At 58.4% G+C, this 18,846-nt stretch carries 16 protein-coding genes; 11 read left to right on the forward strand and 5 right to left on the reverse strand.

Going from position 1 to position 18,846, the window contains the following annotated elements; all coding sequences use genetic code 11:
* Positions 1-454 precede the first annotated feature (454 nt).
* From H1Y01_RS19780 to H1Y01_RS19790, 3 genes are read left to right on the forward strand one after another with little or no spacing between them, the layout of a single operon-like run.
* The gene (locus H1Y01_RS19780) at positions 455-1,795 is read left to right on the forward strand and encodes a hypothetical protein (protein ID WP_180538057.1); all 1,341 of its coding nucleotides are present in this window, start codon (positions 455-457) and stop codon (positions 1,793-1,795) included.
* 30 nt (positions 1,796-1,825) lie between these two features.
* Complete coding sequence (locus tag H1Y01_RS19785; RefSeq protein ID WP_180538058.1) at positions 1,826-3,154, forward strand: YncE family protein; 1,329 nt, start codon at positions 1,826-1,828, stop codon at positions 3,152-3,154.
* Positions 3,155-3,188: 34 nt separating this feature from the next.
* Positions 3,189-4,523, forward strand: a complete 1,335-nt coding sequence (locus tag H1Y01_RS19790) for an outer membrane protein assembly factor BamB family protein (RefSeq protein WP_180538059.1) — start codon at positions 3,189-3,191, stop codon at positions 4,521-4,523.
* A 121-nt stretch (positions 4,524-4,644) separates the two neighbouring features.
* Here H1Y01_RS19790 and H1Y01_RS00100 read toward each other — a convergent pair whose 3' ends face one another.
* Positions 4,645-6,765, reverse strand: coding sequence for a thioredoxin domain-containing protein (locus tag H1Y01_RS00100; protein WP_180538060.1), 2,121 nt, complete (start codon positions 6,763-6,765; stop codon positions 4,645-4,647).
* A gap of 85 nt (positions 6,766-6,850) precedes the next feature.
* Between H1Y01_RS00100 and H1Y01_RS00105 the strand changes: the two genes are divergently transcribed.
* The 3 genes from H1Y01_RS00105 to H1Y01_RS00115 are packed head-to-tail and all read left to right on the forward strand — an operon-like array spanning position 6,851 to position 9,110.
* On the forward strand, positions 6,851-7,963 hold the full coding sequence (locus tag H1Y01_RS00105) for a DNA topoisomerase IB (RefSeq protein WP_219341137.1): 1,113 nt from the start codon (positions 6,851-6,853) through the stop codon (positions 7,961-7,963).
* Positions 7,964-7,981: 18 nt separating this feature from the next.
* Complete coding sequence (locus H1Y01_RS00110; RefSeq protein ID WP_180538062.1) at positions 7,982-8,755, forward strand: NIPSNAP family protein; 774 nt, start codon at positions 7,982-7,984, stop codon at positions 8,753-8,755.
* Positions 8,756-8,780: 25 nt separating this feature from the next.
* A complete protein-coding gene (locus H1Y01_RS00115) occupies positions 8,781-9,110 on the forward strand; it encodes an ATP-dependent Clp protease adaptor ClpS (RefSeq protein WP_180538063.1) in 330 nt (109 codons plus the stop codon).
* 9 nt (positions 9,111-9,119) lie between these two features.
* Here the strand turns inward: H1Y01_RS00115 and H1Y01_RS00120 are convergent, their stop codons facing one another.
* The gene (locus H1Y01_RS00120) at positions 9,120-9,542 is read right to left on the reverse strand and encodes a response regulator (RefSeq protein WP_180538064.1); all 423 of its coding nucleotides are present in this window, start codon (positions 9,540-9,542) and stop codon (positions 9,120-9,122) included.
* A 111-nt stretch (positions 9,543-9,653) separates the two neighbouring features.
* Here H1Y01_RS00120 and H1Y01_RS00125 point away from each other — a divergent pair, with 111 nt between their 5' ends.
* The 3 genes from H1Y01_RS00125 to H1Y01_RS00135 all read left to right on the forward strand — a co-directional run bounded on the left by H1Y01_RS00125 (position 9,654) and on the right by H1Y01_RS00135 (position 12,428).
* Entirely contained in the window at positions 9,654-10,616 is a 963-nt protein-coding gene (locus tag H1Y01_RS00125) for a peptidylprolyl isomerase (protein ID WP_180538065.1), read from the forward strand.
* Between the two features lie 185 nt (positions 10,617-10,801).
* Positions 10,802-11,395: a DUF6088 family protein gene (locus tag H1Y01_RS00130; protein WP_180538066.1), complete on the forward strand. Its 594-nt coding sequence runs from the start codon at positions 10,802-10,804 to the stop codon at positions 11,393-11,395.
* Positions 11,396-11,411: 16 nt separating this feature from the next.
* Positions 11,412-12,428 (forward strand): nucleotidyl transferase AbiEii/AbiGii toxin family protein, encoded by a 1,017-nt coding sequence (locus H1Y01_RS00135; RefSeq protein ID WP_180538067.1) that lies wholly within the window; start codon positions 11,412-11,414, stop codon positions 12,426-12,428.
* Between the two features lie 84 nt (positions 12,429-12,512).
* On the opposite strand, the gene H1Y01_RS00140 is transcribed toward H1Y01_RS00135, so the two are convergent.
* On the reverse strand, positions 12,513-13,424 hold the full coding sequence (locus H1Y01_RS00140) for an RDD family protein (RefSeq protein WP_180538068.1): 912 nt from the start codon (positions 13,422-13,424) through the stop codon (positions 12,513-12,515).
* Between the two features lie 297 nt (positions 13,425-13,721).
* Between H1Y01_RS00140 and H1Y01_RS00145 the strand changes: the two genes are divergently transcribed.
* Together H1Y01_RS00145 and H1Y01_RS19670 are read left to right on the forward strand one after the other, a co-directional pair.
* Positions 13,722-16,127 (forward strand): LPS-assembly protein LptD, encoded by a 2,406-nt coding sequence (locus H1Y01_RS00145; protein WP_180538069.1) that lies wholly within the window; start codon positions 13,722-13,724, stop codon positions 16,125-16,127.
* A 76-nt stretch (positions 16,128-16,203) separates the two neighbouring features.
* A complete protein-coding gene (locus H1Y01_RS19670) occupies positions 16,204-16,326 on the forward strand; it encodes a hypothetical protein (RefSeq protein WP_257644395.1) in 123 nt (40 codons plus the stop codon).
* Between the two features lie 54 nt (positions 16,327-16,380).
* Here the strand turns inward: H1Y01_RS19670 and H1Y01_RS00150 are convergent, their stop codons facing one another.
* Positions 16,381-17,784, reverse strand: a complete 1,404-nt coding sequence (locus tag H1Y01_RS00150) for an efflux transporter outer membrane subunit (RefSeq protein ID WP_180538070.1) — start codon at positions 17,782-17,784, stop codon at positions 16,381-16,383.
* Positions 17,781-18,846 (reverse strand): efflux RND transporter permease subunit (locus H1Y01_RS00155; protein WP_180538071.1); only part of this gene is annotated, 1,066 nt, incomplete at its 5' end. The genes H1Y01_RS00150 and H1Y01_RS00155, both read right to left, overlap by 4 nt.

Genomic DNA, 18,846 nt, shown 5'->3' on the forward strand with positions numbered 1-18,846 from the left:
GCCGTGACCATCACGTCGATACGGCTTGGCTCGCACGGCGTGAGCAAATGGCAAGGGCCGCAATTACCGTGTTACCGGGCAATACCACCGGTGCGAGCAGAGTCGCGTTCGAAGCCGGGAGGAAGTTCGCAAGCACGGCGGAAGGCACCCCCCGGCAGTTGCTGCAGCGCGACGAGCAGGCACCTCGATCTCGCGCGGTCTTTATCGCACCCAGTGCCGACATGAAATTGGATCACCTAATCGGACTGGAATTTTGGTGTAGTTCCGTTGCTGAGCAATTTTTCCGCAGTCGTGAACTGAGAGCGCGTCGGAGAGCGCTGAATTTCTTGTCTTCACGTCAATAAAAGTCAGTTGACCGCGGCGATAAACAGATTTTCGAAAGAAAATGTTTGACACTTCTGCGTATGGGTGATGTAATTATCCCTGCCTCTCTGACCTAATAAAGGAAACCGCATTGAAACTCATTTTCCTTCCGCGGGTAACCGCGCTGCTATCAACCTGCCTGCTTGCTTCGACTGCAACTCTGACTGGAGCCACTACACCAGTCGTTTACAAAACCACAGTTAACGCGACGGCGACCCAGATCACGATTACCGGCACGAACTTCAGCCCCACCGGCGTTATTCCGTCCGTGACCTTGAACAACCTGACCCTGGGGATCGCGTCATTCACGAACACGGTTGTTATAGCCAACCTGCAATCCGGTCTTGCAGGAACTTACAGCCTCATGGTTACTAACAGCAATAGCCAGACAGTAACTTTCAGCGCGGTTGTTGGTCCCAATGGACCGGCCGGGTCGCAAGGACCTGCCGGACCACAAGGGCCGTCGGGAGCACCGGGGCCGCAAGGGCCCTCGGGAGCGCCTGGAATCCAAGGTCCGACGGGACCAGCTGGTCCGGCAGGGGCGACTGGAGCGGCTGGCAGCCCCGGTCCTAACCCTTTGGCTATCGCGCAGTTGCGCTGGTATGCAGCCAATCAGACGGCTAGCTTCGCCGTGGGCATTAATCCCTTCTCCGTGCTATTCGACGGCGCGAATCTCTGGGTTTCCAATGCCAGCAGTAACACTGTGACGAAACTCAAGGCTTCTGATGGATCTCTGCTCGGGACGTTCAGCGTTAGCAGTCCGAAAGGGCTCGCTTTCGATGGGGCTAATGTGTGGATAGCAAGTCCAACAGGAACACTTACAAAGTTACGCGCCATTGATGGCGCGGTGCTCAACACCGTCAGCTTGGGAGGCCAGGACTATTATTTGGCCTTCGATGGGGCTAGTCTCTGGGTGACTAGCCCCAGCAATAATCAAGTAGTTAAAGTTCGAGCCAGTGACGGCGCGGTACTGGGGACCTTCTCCGTGGGCCAAGGTCCTGACGGGGTTGCCTTCGACGGGGCGAATATCTGGGTGTCTAGCTCAGACGGCAACATCGTGACCGAGCTGCGGATTAGCGACGGTGTAGTCCTCGATTCAGTTACGGTCGGTCCTAGTCCGGTTTCGTTGGCCTTTGATGGGGCCAACATCTGGGCGGTTAACCAAGGAGGTAATACCATCACCAAGCTGCGGGCCGCCGACGGGACGGTGCTGGGCACCTTCCCCGTGGGCCAAACCCCGGGCGGTGTCGTCTTTGACGGCGCCAACATCTGGGTAACGAACGAAAACGGTAACAGCGTCACCAAGTTACGCGCCAGCGACGGCACGTTTCTTGGGACATTCGCCGTGGGAAGCGGACCGGTTGGGATAGCTTTCGACGGCGCCAACATCTGGGTGACAAACGATGATAGCAACACCGTATCCAAGCTCTGACCGGTATCCGGACACTAAGGAAGACTCGAAATGACGACACCCTCTCTCAAACTTACCGCGCTCTTACCGCTATTGGCAGCCTCACACGCTGTAGCCGCTGTTTCTATCTATAACGTTGCAACCAATTCGGCTCAGACACGATTGTTTATTACCGGCACTGGCTTTAGCCCGAGCGGCGTCGCACCGGGCGTTGTATTGGGTAACAATAACCTAACTTTGCTTTCCTTCAACAATACGAGCCTGGTGGCCGCACTATCGGGGAGCTTGATAGGAACCTACGATTTGGTGGTCACCAACTCCAACAACGGAAGGACCACATTCAGCGTGGCCTTCGGCTCGGTTGGACCTGCTGGTCCAGCCGGACCGCAAGGACCCATAGGCGTAACGGGCCCCCAAGGCCCAGCGGGACCGCAAGGGGCCCAGGGCTCCCCAGGTCCCCAAGGACCGCAAGGCCCCGCCGGCTCGCCCGGACCAGTTGGGCCCTCCGGTCCCAACTACCTCAATGTGGCTTTGTTGCGCTGGTACGGCGCCAATCAATCGGGGAACAGTTTCGCGGTCGGCACTTATCCCGTAGGCGTGACCTTTGATCGTTTCAATGTCTGGGTGACCAATAACGGAGCAAGCACAGTGTCCAAACTGGCCGCCAACGATGGCACAGTTCTGGCTACATATAGCGCAGGGACGGCTCCGCAGGGCGTGGCGTTCGATGGCGCAAATCTATGGATTTCCAATTACACGACGGGTACCGTGACTAAGTTGCGGACGAGCGATGGGACGATTCTCGGCACGTTTGCAGTAGGCGCCGCCCCGTACGGAGTCGTATTCGATGGGACCCACATTTGGGTGGCGAATTCGGGAAGCAATACGGTTAGCAAGATCCAGGTCGGCGACGGCTCGATCCTCGGTACCTTCGCCGTCGGTTCGGCCCCGATTGCCTTGGCTTTCGACGGAACCAATATTTGGGTTGCCAACTCCGGCAGCAACAGCGTGACAGAGCTCGCAACTTCGGGCTCAACGGTGGCAACGTACGCGGTTGGCCCCTACCCGAGCGGATTGGCAGTAGCGGGTACAAGTATATGGGTTTCGAACTACGAAAACAGCACAGTCAGTGAATTGCAAATCAGTAACGGCGCGAACCTGGGCACATTCTCCGTTGGAAGCAACCCCTTCGGAGTTGTCTTTGACGGGACAAATATATGGGTGACGAACTCCGGCAGCGCGTCAGTTACCGAACTGTTGGCGAGCAATGGCTCCTTGGTGGCGACCATACCCGTGGGCAGTTCTCCGTCCGGTATTGCTTATGACGGTTCAAATATCTGGGTGGCCAACAACCTGAGTGGAACCGTTTCGAAGCTCTAGCGACTCGACGCGAACACAAGGGGAGAATCTAGAAATGAAAATTGGAATCTGGGCACTATCATTGGCGTCGGCCGGCTTCGGACTCATCCTGGCGGCCCCTGCTTCAGCTGCCAGCGCGCCGGTCATTTACAGCGTAACAGTTAATTATGCCGCTTGCCAGATCAACATAACGGGACTGCACTTCAGCCCTTCTGGCGGCGCACCGGGCGTGAGCTTTAACAATGCGAGCCTCACGGTGGTTTCCTATAGCAGCACGGACATAGTGGCTGGCATACCTTGCAGTCTGCTGGGAAGTTACAACTTAACCGTGACGAATACCGCGAATCTGAAGGGGACGTTCGCCGTGGCGCTCGGAGCTGCCGGGCCGCAAGGCCCCCAAGGTCCGCAAGGTCCCCAAGGTGCGCAAGGGCCGGCCGGCGCTCAAGGTCCGCAGGGTCCGCAAGGGCCTGCTGGGCCGGCAGGCCCTTCGGGTCCGGCTGGGACGCCGGGTCCGCAAGGTCCGGAAGGCCCGAACACTCTGGACATTGGCCTTCTGCACAGTTACTCCGCCAATCAAGTCACTAGCTTCGTCGTCGGCAATCACCCGATCGATATGATGTTCGACGGCGCGAGTATCTGGGTGGCGAACTTCGGCAGTAGCACGGTAACGAAACTGGATGCCGCTACCGGCAACGTCCTAGGAACTTTTACCGTAGGTACTAACCCGGTGGGCATCGCGTACGACGGAGCCAACGTCTGGGTGTCTAACAACGGAGCGAATAGCGTAAGCGAACTGCGCGGCAGTGATGGCACCTTGCTGCAGACGGTCGCTGTTGGAAACATGCCCAAGAATGTCGCCTTTGACGGAACCCACATCTGGGTCGTGAACTCCAGTGATAACACTGTCTCCGAGTTACTTGCCAGTAACGGGACAGTCGTGGGAACCTATCCGGCCGGGTCCGGACCAACCGGTATTGCTTTCGACGGAGCCAACATGTGGATAACCGATTCTACCGGCAACAGCGTCACGGAATTGCAGGGAAGTAACGGCTCGGCATTGGGAACCTTCGCCGTGGGTACTGATCCACAAGGCATAGCCTTCGATGGCGCGAATATGTGGGTGGCAAATCAGAAAAGCAACAACATAACGAAGTTGCGCGTAAGCGACGGTGCAGTTCTGGGGACTTACACCACCGCATCGCAGTCCAGTAATGTCGTCTTTGACGGTACTTACATCTGGGTTTCATGCACTGGAAGCGTGGTAAAGCTCAACGCCGCCAACGGCGCCCTGATTGCGAAGTACTCAGCAGGTGGACCTTATGGTGTAGCATTTGACGGCGCCGACGTTTGGGTGTCCAACGAGAACCTCGGCACCGTTTCAAAGCTGTAACGCTTACTAACCTCACTGCTGATGAGCCTGAAAAACAAGGTCAATTGGTAGATGAGTTTCGCTTGCTGATCTTGGGCGTTAGGCGAGGGTAGATGTGGCTTGAGTTTGACTCACCGGTCGCTTACGCTCTCGGCTCAGTAACCAGCCCGGCCAACTTAGCTGGTTCGGTTACCGGCAGCCGGCAGACGAAGTTCTCGCATACGAAGGCGGCGGGTTGACTGTCGATCGGCTTCCACTCGCGCGCGGTTTCGTTCCACTTCGCAATCGCTTCACGCGACGCGTCGTCGACCAACAGGATCGCGGTATCGGGAAGAAAGTGTTTCCGCACTTCACCGATCAGGGCCGCTGTTGCGACCTCATCGCGGAAGCCGGCGATTACGATCTGACGCGGGGGCGACAAGGCGAGATCGACGGCGCACAGCATTTCCGGAATGGCGAAAGGCTGCGCTCGCAATCGCGCGCCGAAGGCCCGGAGCGCCTTGCGTCCCGCATCTCCGAATGGGAGAAGTCCGGTAAGGCGCTCGATGCGCAGGAGCGCGATCGCCGCGACTGAGTTACCTGCCGGCTCGGCCCCGTCGTAATCGTCTTTCATGCGGAGGAGCGCGCGCGGGTCGGCATTCTCGATGGCGGTCGTGAAGAATCCGCCGTGCTCTTTGTCCTCGAAAAGCTCGCGCATGCGCTCGGCCAGCGCGATCGCAAAGTCCAGATGCCCTGGATCGAAATCCGCCTGGTAGAGATCCAGCAACCCACTTATGAGAAATGCGTAGTCATCCAGAAACCCGTGGATCGCGGCCTCGCCGTCGCGATAGCGCCGCAGCAAGGTTCGCGTTTCAGCGTTCCACATCGTCTTCCGGATGAACGACGCGGCCCTTCGCGCAGCGCCCAGGTAAGTATCACTACCGAGCGCCGCAGCAGCGACCGCGAATGCCCCGATCATCAACCCGTTCCAGGCAGTCAGCACCTTGTCATCGAGATGTGGGCGAACGCGGTCACCGCGCAATTCCAGCAAGCGCCGCTCGGAAACCGCAAGCGATTGCGCAACTTCGTTTAACGGCAGATCGAAATGATGCGCGGTCTCTTCGGGCGAATAAGCGCTGAACAGAATGTTGCGGCCTTCAAATTCGCCATGCGGATCGTTCTGAACATTGCCGTGCTCTTCAGCGCCATAACGATACATGAAAAGCTTCGCCGCTTCTTCCCCGAGAGCCGCGCGAATCTCAGCAGCGCTCCAAATGTAGAAGGCGCCTTCGCCTTTCTTGGTGGGTTCCGCTGGATCGATCACGCTATCCGCGTCTTCCGCCGAATAGAACGCGCCTTCCGAGTACGTCATGTCGCGCATCACATAGTCCAGCACGCGCCGCGCTTCGGCTGCGAACGGCGCATAGCGCGTCACCAGATACGCTTCGGTCAGAGCCCGCGCCAGCTGCGCCTGATCGTAGAGCATCTTTTCGAAATGCGGCACGAACCAATATTCGTCTACGGAGTAGCGATGGAAGCCGCCTCCAAGCTGATCGTTCATGCCGCCGCGGGACATCGCTCGCAGCGTCGTGACTACCATCTCCAACGCTTCGGCGTTTCTGGTGCGAGCGTGGTATCGCAGAAGAAAATCCAGAACCGCGGGGCGCGGGAATTTCGGAGCTTGTCCAAATCCTCCGAGGCGCGGGTCGAACAGACGGCGGCAAACCTGGAACCCGGAATCCAGAGCGTCCGCGGCGATGTCGGACGACGGCGCGCCCACTTCCGCTTCCCGCGCCAGATCCGCCGCGACCTGTTCACTGGCCTCGACGATGCGCTCGCGCTCCGTTGCCCAGACGTGCGCGATGCGTTGCAGGACAGCGGGAAACCCGGGCCTTCCATAACGGTTCTCGGGAGGGAAATAGGTTCCGCCCAGGAAAGGCAGCCCATCCGGCGTGAGCCAGACGGACATCGGCCACCCGCCCGCGCCGGTCGACGCTTGGACATAGGCCATGTAGGTGCGATCGACGTCCGGCCGCTCCTCACGATCCACCTTGATGCTGACGAAGTGCCGGTTTAAAAGCGCCGCGATCTGTTCGTCCTCGAAGGACTCATGCTCCATGACGTGGCACCAATGGCAAGTCGAATAGCCGACGGAAAGAAATACCGGCTTGGCCTGCGCACGCGCCGCTTCGAAGGCCTCGTCGCCCCAGGCGTACCAGTCGACTGGATTGTTTTGGTGCTGCAGAAGGTAAGGGCTTTTCTCGCGCGCGAGTCGGTTGGGCATGCAGATTCGATTGTCGCGAATGTTGGTGCGCCGTCGGGAGTTGTGCGCCCTCGCACGTCGGCAAAACGATTGCCGTCTCGACGGCGTGAAGTCACCGACGCGCCAATCCTGCGAGCACGTGGACCCGGTTCAGTCCGCCGCCGATGCCGGTCTGCGTTACGTCACGAAAGATAGTCCCGGCTTCACCCGCAAGCGCCGGGGGGCCGACTTCATCTATCTCGACACGCACGGAACGGTGCTGAAGGACAAAGATCATCTCGCGCGCATCCGCAGCCTGGTGCTCCCTCCGGCTTGGGAGAACGTCTGGATCTGTCCTAACCCCAACGGGCACCTTCAGGCGGTGGGAGTTGACGCGCGAGGGCGAACACAATATCGCTATCACCCGCGCTACCGCGAAGTTCGCAACGAAACCAAGTTTCGAAAGATGCTGGAGTTCTCACAAGCGCTACCCACGGTCCGAAAGCGCGTCGCGCAGGATCTTACGAAACCCGGACTGCCGCGCGAGAAAGTACTGGCGACCGTTGTGCGGCTTCTCGAAACCACGTTCATCCGCATCGGGAATGTCGAATACGCGCGCGAGAATGAGTCCTTCGGCCTGACCACCCTTCGCAATCGGCACGCGCAAATTGAAGGCAGCACGGTGAGGTTTCATTTCCGCGGCAAGAGCAAGCAGGAGCATGAAGTGGAGGTTCACGACCGGCGCCTGGCGAAGATTATTCGCGAGTGTCAGGACCTGCCCGGGCACGAGCTTTTTCAATACGTCGACGAATCGGGACAGCGCAGCCCGATTGATTCCTGCGACGTGAACGATTACTTGAAGCAAATCACCGGCGCGGATTTCACCGCGAAGGATTTTCGGACGTGGGCCGGCACGGTGCACTCCGCGTTGCACCTCGCGGAGATCGGCCCGTTCAATTCCGATACCGAAGCCAAGCGCAATATTGTTGCCGCGGTGAAATACACGGCGCAGCGCCTGGGCAATCGCCCCGCGACTTGCCGCAAATACTACATTCATCCCGAGGTGCTCGAAGCGTACACCGATGGCACCCTCCTGCAGTACATTAAGGCGCCGGAGGAACCGTTCCTCCCGACCGAGACATCGCTCCATCCGGAAGAGCAGTGCGTGGTGAAATTGATCCGGAGCAGGGAATTGGCGGCGGTATCGGCGTTGGTATCGGAAACCAGGCGCGCGGCTTAAAGATATACTGATTTGGCCATGAATCGCAGAAAGCTGCTGCTCTCGGCCCTTTCAGCTCCCATGCTGGCAAGCGCCCAATCCGTTCCGGGACCATCCCGGCAGTTTTTCGAACTCCGCTGGTTCTACCTGCGCAACGGGAATCACGCGCCGCGCATGATGGACCTGTTGAAGAATCACTGGGTTGCCGCGGCGAACGGAACCGGCATCAAGCCGGTTGGATTGTTTCAGCCGACGTTCGGAGATCAGGCGCCGTCGGTCCTGATGATTTCGCAGTTCTCCAGTGCAACGGAGGCGGCGGACGGGTTCGACCGGATGATGCGCAACGCGGAGTTCGCCGCGGCTTACGCGCAGGCCAATCTGCCCGAGCCCGCCTTTGTTCGCATGGACGTGACCTTGCTCCGCGCATTCGAAACGACGCCGTCGCTGGTTCTTCCATCCGAGCTCCCGAATAACGCATCGCATATTTTCGAGCTGCGAACTTATGAATCGAACTCGATGGTCAGCCTGCGCAAGAAGTTGGAAATGTTCAACAGCGGGGAAGCGGCCATATTCAAGCGCCTCGGATTGGCGCCTGTGTTCTTCGGCGAAGGCGTATTCGGCCGCAATCTGCCGAGCCTGACTTACATGTTGTCGTTCGCCAACATGGCCGAGCACGATCGCCTGTGGAGCGCGTTCGTTGCCGATGCGGAGTTCACCAAGCTGCGCACGCAGCCCGGCTACTCAGACGCGGACATCGTTTCCACGATCAGTAACTCGATCCTGCATCCGCTAGGATTTTCGCAAATTCGCTAAAATAGCAGGAACGCGGTTAGCGTTCATGAGCCAAACGACGACATTCCGCGAACCCGAGGTAGTGGAGGAGCGCGACCTCACTCCGCTATACCGTGTCGTGCTTCTCGACGACGACGACCACACGTACGATTATGTGGTCGAGATGCTTCAGAAAATCTTTGTGTTCACGCTGCAGGAGGCGTATCAACATGCGGTCGAAGTGGATACGCGCGGCCGTACCGTGTTAATCACCTGTGAGCTGGCGGAAGCGCAATTCGGACGGGATCAAGTCCAGACCTACGGCCCGGACTGGCGCCTGGACCGCAGCAAGGGCTCGATGTCGGCAATCGTGGAACCCGCGGGGTGCGAAAGTTAGCCGCGAAAACTAACCGTGGCTATGTCCCTCAAGTGTATTCCGAACTCTCCGCACCAGCGTTTCCGGCGTAAAGGGCTTTCGCAAGTAGCCGCAAACGTCGGTCACACCTTTCCCCGCGATCTCTTGCGCATCGAATCCCGACATAAAAATACAAGGAATTTCGGGGTTCGACGCATGAATCTCTTTCACCAGTTCCGGACCGCTGATTCCCGGCATGACAACGTCTGTAAGCACAAGGTCGAACTTCAGCTTCGCCCGTTCGCGCAGGGCGGTATTCGGGTCGTCGAATTCGTAAACCTTGTAGCCGCAATGTTTTAATACGGAGCGCGCGAACGAAAGCACAAGCTTCTCATCGTCGACAACCAGGATAGCCTCTGTACCACGAAAGTTTTCGAGCGCCGCCGGGCGCACGATCTGAGTACTCAATGTCATTTAAATGTGACTAGAAACGACGGTATTGTCAAACCTACATAGACCTTTTCGAAACGAAACGTGCCGACCTGATCGTTGGCGGCACGGTTCGCGTCAAGCTAAACTAGTTCAGTGAACAGAATTACAACATTTTTGACGGTGGGAAGTTTTCTTTGCCTTTCCGGCGTAGCCTTGGCACAGACTACTGCAACGCCTTCCGCTCCAACCGGTGCATCGCCGGTTTCCGCAGGGCCGCCTGCTTCCACGAATTCCGGGATTACCGCTCCGACGGATCCCAACAAAGTCGTTCTCAGTGTCAACGGCGAAACCATGACCGCTGCGCAGTTCGACAAGTTTACTTCGGCGTTTCCGCCGCAACTCCAGGCTGCTCTGCGTGGACCGCAGCGCCGGACGTTTGTCGATCAGTACGTGCAACTTCTGATTGCTTCGAAGGAAGCCGAGAAGCTTGGACTTGATAAGAAACCCGAAGTGCATCAGCAGATCCAGATTCAGACGGATCAGGTGCTGGCCAATGCTCTCTATCAGCACTACAGCTCCGATGTGAAGATCACCGAGGCGGATATCGAGAAGTACTATCAGGATCACAAGAGCGAGTTTGAAACGGCCAAGGCCCACCACATACTCATTCGGTTTAAAGGATCACCTGTTCCGCTTGGTAAAGACAAGAAAGAACTGACGGATGAAGAAGCGCTCGCCAAAGCCAAAGAAGTGCAAAAGCGCTTGCTCGCCGGTGAAGATTTCGAGAAGGTAGCTAAGGAAGTTTCCGACGACACGTCCGGCAAGGGCGGCGATCTCGGAGTGGTCAAGCACGGCGCGATGGTGAAGGAGTTCGACGAGGCGGTGTTCACATTGCCGGTCGGAAAGATCAGCGATCCGGTGAAGACGCAGTTCGGATATCACATCATCCGGGTGGATTCCCGTGAAGAGAAGCCGCTCTCGGAAGTCAAGGCGGAGATTGAAACCAAGCTGCGCCCCGAGCTGGCCAAGAAGGAAATGGACGCGCTGAAGACCAAGGCGAACGTTACCATCGACGAACAGTTCTTCACGCCGCCATCGCCCACCGCCCGCAAGTAGCGTCGGGCGATGAAGACTATCCTCCCGCGGCTCTGCTGGTTCGCAGTCGTGGGAGGAAGTCTCGCGGCCCAATCCCGGCGACAGGCTTCGGCGCCCACATTCGCGACGCCGAAGGCGCAGGCAGGCTGGCGTTCTCCATCCCCAGTGTCACGCTCTTGTCAGAAAAATGCTAGTATATTTCTGACATGAAGGACCTCACGCTGAGAGTTTTGGAGCGCGCAAAAGCAGTGCCGGGATCAGCACTCCCCGCAAAGGCATTTGCCGACCTTGGCAACCGGGCCGCCGTGGACCAAGCATTAAGTCGACTGGCCAAAGCCGGCAAGATCAGGCGAATCGCTCGAGGCGTTTATGATTTGCCTGAGAACCATCCGACACTGGGCCCGCTCTCGCCGGACCCCGATACCGTGGCGAGGGCTATCGCAGACCAGTCGGGTTATCGTCTGCAACCGACCCCGGCGCGGGCAGCGAACGCACTCGGTCTTTCCTCGCAAGTTCCCGCGCAGATTGTTTATTTGACCGACGGCGGTTCGCGAAAGATCAAAGTCGGAAACCAGATCATCCAGTTCAAGCACGCGGGGCCGCGGGCCTTACTCGGAGCGGGTACTCCTGAGGGTGTTGCCTTGCAGGCCATCCGTGCTTTTGGGCCTGACCACCTCACGGACAACGTGATCCGGCAGCTTCGCCAAAATTTGCCGTCTGATGCAAAGTCAGGACTCAAGAAGCTGGCGAGGCACGCGCCCCAATGGATGGCTTCTGCGATCGAAGCGGTAACGGCTTAGTTCGCGCGGCTTACAAATGGATCGCTTCGCCCTACTCCCCGCCGCGGAGCGAGCAACCGTTTTCCGCGAGGCCGCCTCGCGCGGGCGGATCGGCTCCGCTGCGATCCTTGAAAAGGATTTCTGGGTCTGTTGGACGTTGAAAAGAGTCTTCTCATCTAAGGCTCTGCCGGGACCACTGTTCAAAGGCGGGACCTCCCTTTCCAAGGTCTACCAGATCATCGAACGTTTCTCGGAAGACGTTGACTTAGTTCTCGACCGCCATGCCCTCGGATTTACTGGAGATCAGGACCCTCCCAATATCGCGGGTACAAAAAAGCGCAACCGAAAACTGGATGAATTGGCCCGCGGATGTTCGGGAACGGTTTGTGGCGCTGTTTTAGACGAACTTCAGAAATCATTCGCCACGATGCTCGGGGAATCGGATTGGAAGCTTAGCGAGGATCCGGCCGACGCGGATCGGCAGAGTCTCTTGTTCGCCTATCCGCGCGGCCTGGAAGCAGACTTGTACAGCTTAGGCGCTTACGTACGTCCTGTCGTTCGTTTGGAGTTCGGATGCCGCGGCGATGTTTGGCCGTCGGAGCAACGTTCGATACGGCCGTACATCGCCGATGCGCTTCCGGGCCTTTTGAGTCAGCCGACTGCTGAAGTCCACGCTCTTCGTCCGGAACGCACATTCTGGGAGAAGGCCACGTTGCTTCATGCTGTTTACCATTCGGGCAAGATCCCGCCCCGACTTTCGCGGCATCACTATGACCTCTCGCGTTTGTACCGGCACGAATCCGGACAGGCGGCGATCAAGGACATTGGGCTCCTGGAGAGCGTTGCCGATCACAAGAAAGTATTCTTTCGGGAAGCCGCGGCGCGGTACGATCTCGCCCGGCCGGGAAGCCTTCGGATCTGCCCTCCGAACTCCCAGGTGGCCGGGATTCGAAGCGACTATCGGGACATGCGCGAGATGTTCTTCGGTGAAGCTCCAACGTTCGACAATGTCATGGAGGATCTCAAACAACTCGAAGATCGTGTCAATTCTTAAAGGCGCGGCGGCTCTTAAACGCACGGCGGCGACGCACGGATACGATGTGCCCCACCGAGAGGGAGGGTGCCCTTAGCGCTCGCCTTAACCGCGATGCAGCACGATCACGGAATCGGATTCCCGCACGGTCGGAAAGGTTTTCGAAATATGATCGTGCCAGGTCAGGTTCTCTTCATCTACCAGCGCCCAGAACAAACCGAGTCCGCCCGAAAGCACGCCGATCCAGCAACCCGTCAGACGTAACGCGCGGCTGCGCCAGTCCGGCGCAAACCCGTCGAAGTTGATGAGCCGCAGATTGGTCCATCGCAGGCCCGGCGTTACCGTTCCGGCGATGGCAAACACCAAACCGTAAAGCAGCGCGGAAATTGCGAGCAGCCCTCCGGTCATCAGCAATGCGGTCCGGCTTAGTGGGGCGGGGTGGGCCATGGCGAGGAATGTCCCGAGCATGATGCCGAACGCGATCAGGATCATGCTGGCATCGAGTGCCGCGGCTGTCGCGCGGTGAATCGGCGCGGCCACCGCGGCATCGCAGTAGATTACGGCTTCCGCGTTGGTTTTCAGCGTCCGTGCGGCGGGTTTCGCGGGAGGCAGGAAATCCAGCGTCGTCTGCGTCTCTTGAGTGTCCTGCTTCTTGGTCGCAGGTTTTGAAGTGGATCGCGGCTTCTCCGCCTTGACGTCAGGTTCCCTGAGCGCAGGTCTGGCGAGGGCCGGCGCTGCTGCGGCGCCGCCCCCGGCAGAAATTCCCGGCGGCGGTGGGACGCGCGTAATCGTTCCGAACGGAATGATCTTCGGTTGCAATTCCGCGCCGAATAATGACGGTTGCAAATTTCGCTTCGGCAGCTCATCCAAGGTGGGCGCCGCGTCGAGAGAAATCGGGCGTGCCGGGGGTTTCTGCGCCGGTATCCGCTGCTCTGCGACGGGAGCCGTCACGGTGCGCGCCGCCAGCGCATTCGCCCCCAGCGCGCGGACCGCGACCCGCACATGTTCTTCAGCCAAATGCGGCGGAGCCGCCTGCGCCGTACCTTGCAGGCGCCTCCCGCAACGCCGGCATCGGTGTTCTTCGTCGAGATTTGTGAATTGGCAATAACCGCACTTCATGATTTCATCCGGACTTGCTACCCTGAACGTTTGCCGCGCCACGCTCTTTTGTTGGGGCCCGCTTTCAGCGTTTCGCGTGATCCCGTCTCCCGCGCCGTCTTTAGCACCCTGGGTGAGTACCCCACTATCAGTCTTGGTAACACAAAAGGGTGGTCCCGCGCGCGGGCTTTCTCTCGAAAACTACTCCTCCCATGGGTGCTTTGCCTGCTGTTCCCGCAGATTCTGCTACCGCAATTTAGCAGAATCCTGAATCTGCCGTCCGCGCCCGAACCTTCGCCTCCGTCGGAACTCACGCCGGACAAACTCGATCATGTCGTGCGCCCCAACGCGCCCGCGCTCGACCGCATCAACGTGACCGCTGATGAGCGGCAGGTTTCCGAAAGCGGCGTCTACCACCTGCGCGGTCACGCGGTGATCGAGCTGAGCGATACGATTCTCAAGGCCGACGAGATCGACTACAACGAGGAGACCGGCGACGCCGAAGCGCGGGGCCACGTCTACTATGAGAACTTCACGCAAAACGAACGGCTCACTTGCGACCGGGTCGAGTACAACACCGACACGCAGCACGGCAAGTACTACAACGTACACGGCTACATCAAATCCCGCATCGACGCGCGGCCCGGCATGCTCACCTCCAACAACCCGTTCTACTTCGAGGGTAAGTGGGCCGAGCGGATCGAAGACAAATACATTGTGCATGACGGAATGGTTACGGGGTGCAAGCTGCCGCACCCCTGGTGGACGCTGCACGGCCCTAAGTTCGATGTGATTCCTCAGAAGCAGGCCAAAGCTTATAACGCCTGGTTTCACATCAAGCAGTTTCCGATTTTTTACACGCCCTTCTTCTATAAGTCGCTGGAGAAAGACCCTCGCGAGAGCGGCTTCCTGACTCCGAACGTCGGTCACAGTTCGCTGCGCGGTTTCATGTTCGGACTCGGCTACTATTGGGCGATCAACCGCAGTTACGACGCGACTTACCGGGTACAGGATTTTACCGGCGTGGGTACCGCGCACACTCTCGATTTTCGCGGCAAGCCCAATGCGAATACGGATTTCAGCGCCATCCTCTACGGCGTATGGGATACGGTCCGCCAGAAGGACGGAAATTTCTATAGCGGCGTCGACGCGCAGTTCTCCGGTAAGTCGAATCTGGGGGATGGCTGGCTGGCCCGCGGTAACGTCGATTACCTGAGTTCCCTTGGATTCCGCCAGCAGTTCAGCGAGTCTTTCAACGCCGCCATCTTCTCCGAATCCGTTTCGCGCGGCAGTATCGAAAAGTACTTCGGAATGGATTCGTTCGAGATCTATGCCGAACGACTCCAGTTGTATCAGGAGGCAGTCCCATCGAACGATTACGTGATCCTGCGCAAGCTTCCCGAGCTGAGCTATACGGGGCGGGATCAGCAAGTTAGCGATACTGTTCTCCCGGTCTGGTTCTCGTGGGATTCAAGCATGGGTCTGGTGCATCGGAGCGACCCGACGCAGACCGATCAGAGTAATGCGGCGATCATCAATGAGAACGCTTATTCCACTTCGCAGTTCATGCCGCGTCTCGATCTGGAACCCGAGGTCAAGACTGCATTCCGCTGGGATGGTTTCGATCTTATTTCAAGCTTCACGCTTCACGAGAGTTATTTCGGACAAAGTCTCATTCCGGGCGCTTCTGCGGATAACGGACTGCCCCCCAATGCAATTGCCGGCGGAGTTACCAACCGGCTGGCGGCGGAGTTCGATCTAGAGCTCACGATGCCCACGATCGAGCGCATTTACAACAAGAAGACTTTCCTGGGCGATAAGTTGAAGCATGTCATCGAACCGCGCATTACTTACAAGTACGTGGACGGCGTGGATGATTTCGAACGCCTGATCCGCTTCGATGAACTCGAGACGTTGGCCGATACCGACCAGGTGGAGTTTTCGCTGACCAACCGGATTTACGCCAAGCGCGGCGACACCGTCAGCGAAGTGTTCATGTGGACGCTATCGCAGGAACTGTACTTCGATCCCACGTTCGGCGGCGCCATCGTCTCCGGGCAGCGCAATGTCACGCTCGATTCCCTGGAGTTGACCGGATATGCGTTTCTCGATCAGCCGCGCCATTATTCGCCGCTCGATTCGGAGGTTCGCATCAGTCCCATCAACGGCATCTTTATCGAGTGGCGCGCGGACTACGATCCGTTGCGCGGTGGATTGATCGATTCCGGATTCACGATGGACTTCCACCGCAAACATTTCAATTTCTCGGCGGGGAATAACGACGTACGCGGGGTGAACTTATTCAGCACGAATGGACAGCCGCAACTAACCAATCAAACCTATATCTCACCGCCGGCCAACCAATACCGCTTCTACGCGGGGTTCGGCGACACGAACCGGCGCGGATGGAACGCGGGCATGTCCGGCGTTTATGACTACCGCACATCGACCTTACAGTACGCGATCATTCAGGTGACCTATAACACCGATTGCTGCGGCTTCACCACACAGATGCGGCGCTTTAACATCGGCACGCGGGACGACACGGACTACCGGATCGCATTTACAATTGCTAACGTTGGGCAGTTCGGGAATTTGCGCAAGCAGGAACGTTTGTTCTAGGGGAGCGAACCAAACGGCGGACCACCCACTCACTTGCATACCGATCACCTACATAGCGAGGCGGCATGCATACGTGATGCGTACCCTGTCCGGTAGCTTTCTCATGGCATCCACAACGGCGCCACTCGGACCGGTATCGATCTACGAACAGACCGAACCGCAGGAAGCCGTACTGCCTAACGGGCTGACGATCCAGTGATTTACGTGCCGCCCGTTCCAAGTTTCCGCACGTTAAACTTCTAAGCCGCGGGCCTTACTCCCATCCTCCGCCCAGCGCGCTGTAGAGTTGCACTAACGCTAAAGCTTCTCCTTGCTGGGCGCCTACAAGGTTCAGTTGGGCGGCATATAAGGTTGAGTCGGTAGTGAGCACTTCGAGATAAGCTGCGGCGCCGCCCTGATAACGGACGCGAGCGAGCCGCGTCGCGTCCTGAGCCGCGAAAACGAGCTTCTCCTGCTGCTCGCGAAAGGCGCGCTGCTTGTTCAGGGCGATCAGGGCGTTGGACACATCACGAAATGCCCCCGCGATGGCCCGCTGATAACTAAGCACCATTTCCTTCTCGGTTTCTTTCGCCAGCCGTAGCTGACCGCGGAGCTTGCCGCCTTCGAAAATCGGCTGGGTGAGCGATCCAATGCCGTAAATCGTCTTACCCGAGATATCGAAGAGATTGGAGAACTCATTGCCGCCGAGTCCTGCCGATGCAGTTATTGAAAGCTGTGGAAAGAACTGAGCGCGCGCCACGCCGATCTGCGCGTTGGCCTCGATCAGCGTTTGTTCCGCTTGCTGAATGTCGGGACGGCGTGCCAGCAACTTCGAAGGTATCCCGGTCGGCACATCCTGCGGCGGCGGCGTAAGCGCGTTGGGATCGGTGTGCGCCACCGGACCTGGGTTGGCGCCCAGGAGATAGCTAAGTGCGTTCTCCTGCTGTTGCACCTGTTGTTCGAGTTGTGGCAGCTGGGATGAGGCCGTATAGAGAAGCTGCTCGGCTTGCCGCACATCTGACAGCGGAGCGGAACCTCCGCGCTCCAGCGTCTCCGTTAACTTCACCGAATCCTGGCGAACGTTGAGAGTTTGCCGCGTGATTTCGATCTGGCGGTCAAGTGCGCGTAACTCGAGATAGGCTGTCGCAACCTGCTGGACCAGGCTTAGTTGAACGGCCCGCTGCGCCCACGTCTGCGCCAGAAGTTGGGCGCGCGCAGCTTCGGTCTGCCGGCGGTACAGCCCCCAGAAGTCCGGTATCCAGGAGGCGCCGAGATTGAAACTGCCGAACGCAAGAGGGCTGCCGATGTTGGCGCCTGCCACCGGGGGAATCGACGCGCCTATCCCGGTCCCCCCGCCGGTGATCTGAGGAAACTGCTGCGCGCGGGTGATCTGAACCTGCGCTTGCTGCTCCAGAACGTGCTGCGCCGCAATCCTAAGGTCGTAGTTATTAGTCAGCGCGGTGCGAATCAATGTTTGCAGTTCGGGCTCTGCGAACACCTGGGCCCATTTCTCGTCAGCCAATGAGGCCGCGCTAGTTACGGACGAGTTATCGGCGCCGCGATAGGCTGATGGCGTGGGATAACTCGGCTGCCGGTAATTCGGACCTACGGTACATCCGGCTATTGCCAAACAACCGGCGGTAAGGATCAGACTCCGGTACGTTAACTTCGCTGTCATGCCTGTCCTCCTTCAGGCTGCGGATACGTAGGATCATTCAGCTGGCCAACAGGCTTTTCGGCTTCATGCTTCGAATCCATCGTGGTACCCTTGCCGCCCTTGCCGAACCGGTGCGATAAGTACTCGACCGTCGCGAAAGTCGAAGGGATGAAAATGAGACCGATGGCCGTCGAGAGGAGCATCCCGCCGATCACGACCGTGCCGAGGATTTGTCTGGAGGCGGCTCCGGCGCCCGATGCCGTCCATAGAGGGAGACATCCGAAAATGAAGGCCAGCGCCGTCATTACAATCGGGCGGAAGCGCACGCGGGCCGCGCCCAGAGCCGACTCCGCAATACTCTGGCCGCTTTCGTAATTCGTCTTGGCGAACTCAACAATCAAAATCGCGTTCTTGGCCGAAAGACCGATCAGCATCACCAGACCGATCGTCGCGAAGATATCGTTTTCGAAGAGCCGCGCGTGCAGCGCAAGGTAGGCTCCCAGAATTGCGACCGGCGTGCTGAGCAGCACGCTGAACGGCAAAGACCAGCTCTCATAAAGCGCCGCCAGGATCAGGAACACGCAAAGTAAAGAAAGCCCGAACACGGCCCAGGTGGGCACGCCCTTTTCCGCCTGCTGTTCCTGATAAGACATGCCGGAGTAATCGAAGCCCGCGCCCGCCGGCATGACCTTTGCAAAAGTATCTTCAAGCGCCGCGCGAACCTGACCCGAGCTATAGCCGGGGGCGCCGGTGATGTTGATCTGGGCTGCGTTGAACTCATTAAAGTGATAGATGAACTCAGGCCCGGTAATCTGCTTCACATTCACCAGTGAAGCGAGCGGAACCTGGCTCCCATTGGCGCTGCGAACATAGAATTGCTTGATGTTCGCGATGTCGGTACGGGCCGTCCCCTCGGCTTCCACATAGGTTTGCCACTGGCGTCCGAAGCGATTGAAATAATTCACCAGGTAGCCGCCCATAAAGGTGGACATGGTGGCGTATACGTCGGATAGCTGAACCTGCTGCTGCAACACCTTTTCGCGATCTACGTCGGCGTAGAGTTGCGGCACTCCGGGTTCATAG

Source organism: Nevskia soli (assembly GCF_903970205.1).
GTDB lineage: Bacteria > Acidobacteriota > Terriglobia > Bryobacterales > Bryobacteraceae > Bog-113.

Coding starts and splice junctions, on each gene's coding strand:
- H1Y01_RS19785 (WP_180538058.1), top strand. CDS start 1,826: ATGACGACACCCTCTCTCAAACTTACCGCGCTCTTACCGCTATTGGCA.
- H1Y01_RS19790 (WP_180538059.1), top strand. CDS start 3,189: ATGAAAATTGGAATCTGGGCACTATCATTGGCGTCGGCCGGCTTCGGA.
- H1Y01_RS00100 (WP_180538060.1), bottom strand. CDS start 6,765: ATGCCCAACCGACTCGCGCGCGAGAAAAGCCCTTACCTTCTGCAGCAC.
- H1Y01_RS00110 (WP_180538062.1), top strand. CDS start 7,982: ATGAATCGCAGAAAGCTGCTGCTCTCGGCCCTTTCAGCTCCCATGCTG.
- H1Y01_RS00115 (WP_180538063.1), top strand. CDS start 8,781: ATGAGCCAAACGACGACATTCCGCGAACCCGAGGTAGTGGAGGAGCGC.
- H1Y01_RS00120 (WP_180538064.1), bottom strand. CDS start 9,542: ATGACATTGAGTACTCAGATCGTGCGCCCGGCGGCGCTCGAAAACTTT.
- H1Y01_RS00130 (WP_180538066.1), top strand. CDS start 10,802: ATGAAGGACCTCACGCTGAGAGTTTTGGAGCGCGCAAAAGCAGTGCCG.
- H1Y01_RS00135 (WP_180538067.1), top strand. CDS start 11,412: ATGGATCGCTTCGCCCTACTCCCCGCCGCGGAGCGAGCAACCGTTTTC.
- H1Y01_RS19670 (WP_257644395.1), top strand. CDS start 16,204: ATGCGTACCCTGTCCGGTAGCTTTCTCATGGCATCCACAACGGCGCCA.
- H1Y01_RS00150 (WP_180538070.1), bottom strand. CDS start 17,784: ATGACAGCGAAGTTAACGTACCGGAGTCTGATCCTTACCGCCGGTTGT.